The following is a 6,332-nucleotide window of genomic DNA, read 5'->3' on the forward strand; positions in this document are numbered from 1 at the left end:
CCTGTCTCCACTTACGATAAGGCGGTGATTGTCACGCACAACAGTTGTTGTGCGGGAATCACCTTAATGACCGTCTTCGTATATATACCTTGCGAAACAAGGCACGAACACAACAAAACGGACATTAATCGATGATAACTTAATGTTATTACCTCTCAAGCGAGCTGCATTGCGTTTCCGCGCTGCAACGCCCCTTGCGAGCACCCCTACAAGTTCACCTTACTATAAAAATGTTGTGGGCCAGCTGAGTGAAATATGTAAAAAATTAATGGAGATAGTAAGAGCAAAAGAAACATTTAAATATAATAAGTTGACACAACTTTATGATTACTATGAGCGCAGAAGTGCAACTGAGGGATCGTTTTTTATAACACAGAACCGCTGTTGAACAAGAAAATAACTATTTTCGATACCACACTGCGCGATGGCGAACAGACACCCGGGGTATCCCTGACAAATGACCAGAAGCTGAAAATCGCAAGGCAACTGGACAAGCTTGGGATAGATGTCCTTGAAGCCGGATTCCCTATTTCCTCTGATGGAGATAAACAGTCTGTAAAAGCTATCGCCAACGAAGGCCTTGGACTGGACGTGTGTGGTCTTGCAAGAGTGCTGACAAAAGACCTGGACGCGTGCCTGGACACGGATGTGAACATGATACATACATTTGTGTCCACGTCTGACATACAGAGGATCCACACAATAAAGAAGAGCAAAGAAGAAGTTCTTACAATGGCTGTGGATGCAGTTCAGTACATAAAGGACCATGGTGTGAAATGTATGTTCTCGGCCATGGATGCCACGCGTACTGATATTGATTACCTCACACAGGTATATAAATCAGTAGAGGGAGCAGGGTGCGACATCATCAACGTGCCCGATACCGTGGGAATAATGTCTCCTTCCCGTATGTACCAGCTGGTAGGTACAGTCAGTAAGGAAGTAAAGATTCCCATAGACGTACATTGCCATAATGACTTTGGAATAGCAGTGGCTAACAGCCTTATGGCAGTTGAGGCTGGAGCAAGCCAGGTACAAGTAACTGTAAATGGCATTGGAGAAAGAGCCGGTAACGCCAATCTTGCTGAAGTGGTCATGTGCCTGCAATCGATCTATGGTGCAAAGACGAACATTAATACAGAATACCTGCTTGAAACGTCTAAAATGGTCGAGAAATATACAGGCATACACATACCCCCGAACACGCCTATTGTTGGCGAGAATGCCTTTGCTCATGAGTCTGGCATCCACACCCACGGAGTGCTTACCAAGGCAGATACATTCGAACCCGGCATCATGACGCCAGAGATGGTAGGCCACAAAAGACGTATCGTGCTGGGTAAGCATGCAGGTAAGCACGCTGTTCAGAAATCACTGGAAGATGCCGGCATCCAGACCACTGAAGAGCAGCTGGACGAGATAGTCAGAAGGATAAAGGCTATCGCAGACAAAGGAAAAAGGATATGTGATGCTGATCTGCATGCCGTTGCATCAGATGTACTGGGAAGGAACCTTGGCAGCGAGACCATAAAACTCAAGGAACTTTCAGTAATGACAAGCAACCTCACAACACCAACTGCAGTGGTCAGAGCCATTATTGGTGATGAGGAAGCAGTTGCATCCAACATTGGTACCGGACCGGTTGATGCAGCCGTTAAGGCAGTACAGCAAATGATCGCCGGATACACAAAGGTCAAGATACGGGACTTCCGCATTGAAGCCATCACTGGAGGTGCTGATGCTCTTGCCGAAGTCACTATAGGTGTAGAGGACGAAGATGGACGCATGGTAACAGCCCACGCTGCAAGCACTGATATTGTGACAGCATCAGTGGACGCACTTGTAACAGCCATAAATATCCTGCTTGACAAGAAAAAACTATGGAATATGCAGTGAAACCTATTGATTATTGAATTACCAGGCAACAATGCCTGGAGTTCTTTTTCTTTATAGACCTGTGGTTAATTGCATTGCATACAGATCTTCTGAATCGTTCCCTTTATGATTTCAGCAACCAATAGAAATAACCATGGATTTCCAAGTTATAGATTCACACTGCCATCTTGATTTTCCAAAATTCAATAAGGATAGAGAGGCAACCATACAACGTGCCCTTGATGCTGGCGTAGAGCAAATGATAAATTCCGGAGTTGATCCAAAGACCAATATCTCAACCCTTGAGCTTGCACATAAATACGACCATATCCATGCAACTCTGGGGTTCAGCCCCCATTTATCACCGGAAGCTACTAATGAACAAGTAAAAAGCATGTTAAGTTTTATAGAAGATCACGTCACATACATAGTTGGAATAGGGGAAGCAGGGCTTGATTATCATTACTTCACCTCAAACGCTGAAAGAAATAGACAGATAGAAGTTTTCAAACAGGTCATAGAACTTGCAGAAAGATACAACAAGCCACTTGTGATACACGGCAGAGAAGCAGAAGATGTTGCACTGGGATTGTCAGGACACCTCGACAAAGTGATATTTCACTGCTATGGCGGGAGTCTCAAAACCATGAGAAATATAGTAGATGCCGGACATTTTATATCAGTTCCCACTTTGGCATGTTTTTCGGAACATCACCAGGAAATAGCAAAGGAAGTGCCATTGGAGCACATGCTTCTTGAGACGGATAGTCCATATCTTTCCCCTCGCAAAGGCAGGAATGAACCTGCATTCGTTCTTGATTCCATTCCGTGGATCTCAAAGCTCAAAGGAATAGAAGAAAAAGATATAGCAGATATCACCAGGAAAAACACTATAAGGGTTTTCGGCCTCTAAGGACCATATATAGGGAACAGGGATAAGGAACATGAACGTAAAGAAATTCCATACTGGTTACTATGATGCAAATTCGTATCTTATCAATGGCAAAGTGCTGATAGACACAGGCATCAACGCGGATGCCTTGATAGCAGAGATCGAAAAAAGCATCGATATCAACGATCTTGAACTCATCATTCTTACTCATTGCCACTATGACCACACTGCAGCTGCAGAGGCCATTGCCAGAAAAAGCGGGGCACTTATAGCTATCCACAAGGATGATGTAGAATTGTTACATCACGATGAAGCCAGCGCAGCTGCGGCCTTTGATAGCAGGGCACCTTCTTTTAAGCCTGATGTCCTGCTGGATGAAGGAGAAAGCATACCCATCGGAAATGGAGAACATCTGCAAATTATACATACACCTGGGCACACACCCGGAGGCATATGCCTTTATGAACCAGTATCAAAGTCATTGTTCTCAGGAGATACGGTATTCCCTCAAGGTAGTATAGGACGTACGGATTTCATAGGTGGTAACTCCTCAAAGATAAGTGGATCTATACAAAGACTTACACAGCTGGATGTACGAACGATGTACCCAGGACATGGAGAGCCTACTTCTGAAAACGTGAAACGCCAGATAGAACTATCATACCGCATGGCTAAAAGTATATTCAAGATCATCTGATCATGACATCAAAAAAGAAAGAACAAACTTCTTTTGTTTCACAGTTCCTCCCGATGGACCTTAAGGAGGCAAAGCAAAGAGGCTGGGAAGAACTTGATGTGATCATTGTGACCGGGGATGCCTACGTAGACCATCCAGGATTTGGAACAGCCATCATCGGCAGGGTCCTTGAAGATGCCGGATACAGAGTAGGCATTATTGCGCAACCTAAATGGGATAGTGTAGAAGACTTTAAAAGATTAGGAAAGCCACGCCTGTTCTTCGCCGTTAGTGGAGGAAATACAGACTCAATGGTGAGCAACTATACGCCTTCCCAGAGGTTACGCCATGAAGATGCATATTCCCCTGGCAATAAACCCGGAATGAGACCGAACAGAGCAACCATTGTCTATTCCAACAGGTTGCGTGAAGCATATCCTGATGTACCTCTGGTGATAGGTGGCATAGAAGCTTCTTTGCGCCGTTTTGCTCAATACGACTATTGGTCGGACAAAGTGCGCCAGTCTATTCTGGCAGACACACCTGCCGACCTCCTGGTCTATGGCATGGGAGAATTGCAGATACTTCGGATAGCAGAAAGATTGGATAAAGGCGTACCGGTAAAAGACATAACTGACATTGACGGCACTGTCTGGAAATTGGAAGTCAAAATATGGAAGGAAAAAAAAGAGGAAATGCTCAGGAACAATATCGAGATACCTTCCTACACCGAAGTCTTAAATGACAAAGTGCTCTATTCCAAAGCGTTCAAGCTTACATTCGATGAGCAGGACCCCGTAAGGGGAAGAGGGATAGTACAGGCCCATCCGAAAACAGTGATCATACAGAACAAACCCATGCGTCCTCTTAATGAAAAGGAATTGGACCATGTGTATGAGCTGCCATATACAAGGAGCGCACACCCCTCGTACAAAGAACCCATACCTGCCCTTGACATGGCCAGGTCCTCCATCACCACCCACAGAGGATGTTTTGGTTCCTGCTCTTTCTGCGCCATCGTCCTGCATCAGGGAAGAACCATCTCAAGCCGCAGTATTGGATCGATCCTGAGAGAAGCTGAAGGGCTGAAGAAGATCAAGGGATTCAAAGGTGTTATCAATGGTCTTGGTGGCCCTTCTGCGAACATGTATGGAATGAAATGTGAAAAGTGGGAAAAGAAAGGGACATGTACGGACAAATTATGTATTCATCCACAGGTTTGCCCCTCACTTGACACAAGCCATAAGAAACTGATAGAACTGATGAGAAGACTGCGGGAAATACCAGGCATATCAAAGGTTTTCGTTGGTTATGGCGTACGTTACGATCTGGCACTCCTTGACGAAAAGTATATGGAAGAACTGTGTGCCCACCACGTCAGCGGACAGCTGAAGGTAGCACCAGAGCATTACTGCAACGCAGTCACCGATGCCATGAAAAAACCCCGCAGGGAAGTATTTGAAAAATTCGAGCAAAAGTACAAGGAGATCAACAGGAAAGTGGGCAAAGACCAGTACCTTGTAGCATTTTTGATGTCTGGCCATCCAGGATGCACCCTTAACAGCATGATCGAAACAGCAGAATACATCAGAGACACCGGAAGATACACAGAACAAGTGCAGGATTTCACACCCACACCCATGACTGCTGCCACATGCATGTTCCATACGGGAATTGATCCCTTCACAGGCAAGAACATCTATGTTGCAACTTCCAGAAAAGATAAAATGATACAGAGAGCTTTTTTACGGTATAAGGACCCTCAGAATCAAATGCTTGTCTACGAAGGGCTCAAACGCGCAGACCGACTTGACCTGGTAGGCAATAGCTGGAACTGCCTTATCAGAAGGCCACCAAGAGGAAAAGAAAGGTAACAAGGTTTTAAACATGATTTATTAAGCCTAATGGTAAACACATGATTTATTAAGCCTAATGGTAAACAAATGAAAGAAAGAGAAAAGGTTATTCCTTAACCTCTTCAAAACTCTTTATTTCCGGTTCATACCCTTTTTCAATTGAATCCAGCAATTCTTTCTGCTCCACATACTCATATTCCCTTACAGCCAGTCCATCATCGGTTAAAGTGAATTTGCCTAAATAATATCCACTTACAAGATAGTGCTTTGGGCCGATTTTATTAAATAAGGGATATGTATCCTCCCGAAGGTATAGTAAAACTTTTTCACCTTCTTTAAAAGAGGGTTCATAATCGACAGCTATACCTACAACTTCATCTTCTCCTCCTTCAATACGAACTCTGACCTCCTTTTGGTTAAGGGGGTTCTTAAGATACTTGTCCACAGTTATGACGATATCAGTGTACATGGTAGCATTTCCACCAATATTATCAATTGAATCGTTTTGCCTTTTTCCATCTGGGGTGTTCCACTTTGCAGGTAGGATCTCCTTTACTGTGCCAATAACAATCAATTCAGATCGCTGATTTAGCTCAGTAAAATTGAGATATGCAAGCGTTCCACTGATTGGAATTATTATTCTTGGGGAGTTTACTTCTTCATTGTTGCCTTCCACATGTTGCTCCAGATTGTCATCACTTACTTGAACAGATACTTGTTGCACGTTTTTTTCTGAAGAGCCATTTTGCAAATGTTGTGTTGGATACCCTGATAAGACTATACCTGCAATTAACACTGATAGCAATCCAATACTCAGTAATCCATATTTTGTTGTTCTATCAATCATTCTACCACCTTATATCCCGTATATTGCAATGATCCCATTTTTGTCATCTTGTTCAAGGCTTCTTTTGTCTACAGTACCTGAATTAATATTTTTAAACATGGTAGCTGAAGTAACAGTTGAATGACCCAAACCCACACCATGTCCAAACTCATGAGCCAATACACTTTGAACATCATATTTGCCTGA

The 6,332-nt window shown here is 43.7% G+C and carries 6 protein-coding genes; 4 read left to right on the forward strand and 2 right to left on the reverse strand.

Annotated elements, in window-relative coordinates; all coding sequences use genetic code 11:
- Nucleotides 1-384 precede the first annotated feature (384 nt).
- From AB7U21_RS09500 to AB7U21_RS09515, 4 genes are all read left to right on the forward strand, one after another.
- On the forward strand, nt 385-1,896 hold the full coding sequence (locus AB7U21_RS09500; protein WP_333788351.1) for a 2-isopropylmalate synthase: 1,512 nt from the start codon (nt 385-387) through the stop codon (nt 1,894-1,896).
- A 133-nt stretch (nt 1,897-2,029) separates the two neighbouring features.
- Complete coding sequence (locus AB7U21_RS09505) at nt 2,030-2,788, forward strand: TatD family hydrolase (protein WP_428388594.1); 759 nt, start codon at nt 2,030-2,032, stop codon at nt 2,786-2,788.
- 31 nt (nt 2,789-2,819) lie between these two features.
- Nucleotides 2,820-3,464, forward strand: coding sequence for an MBL fold metallo-hydrolase (locus tag AB7U21_RS09510; protein WP_333788353.1), 645 nt, complete (start codon nt 2,820-2,822; stop codon nt 3,462-3,464).
- A gap of 53 nt (nt 3,465-3,517) precedes the next feature.
- Nucleotides 3,518-5,317 (forward strand): YgiQ family radical SAM protein, encoded by a 1,800-nt coding sequence (locus AB7U21_RS09515; RefSeq protein ID WP_428388598.1) that lies wholly within the window; start codon nt 3,518-3,520, stop codon nt 5,315-5,317.
- An 88-nt stretch (nt 5,318-5,405) separates the two neighbouring features.
- On the opposite strand, the gene AB7U21_RS09520 is transcribed toward AB7U21_RS09515, so the two are convergent.
- Both AB7U21_RS09520 and AB7U21_RS09525 read right to left on the reverse strand, forming a co-directional pair.
- A complete protein-coding gene (locus tag AB7U21_RS09520) occupies nt 5,406-6,146 on the reverse strand; it encodes a hypothetical protein (protein ID WP_428388596.1) in 741 nt (246 codons plus the stop codon).
- Nucleotides 6,147-6,155: 9 nt separating this feature from the next.
- The coding region (locus tag AB7U21_RS09525; protein ID WP_428388600.1) for a matrixin family metalloprotease at nt 6,156-6,332 on the reverse strand (177 nt) is incomplete at its 5' end.

It is taken from the genome of Methanomethylovorans sp. (assembly GCF_050177135.1).
In the GTDB taxonomy this organism is placed as follows: domain Archaea; phylum Halobacteriota; class Methanosarcinia; order Methanosarcinales; family Methanosarcinaceae; genus Methanomethylovorans.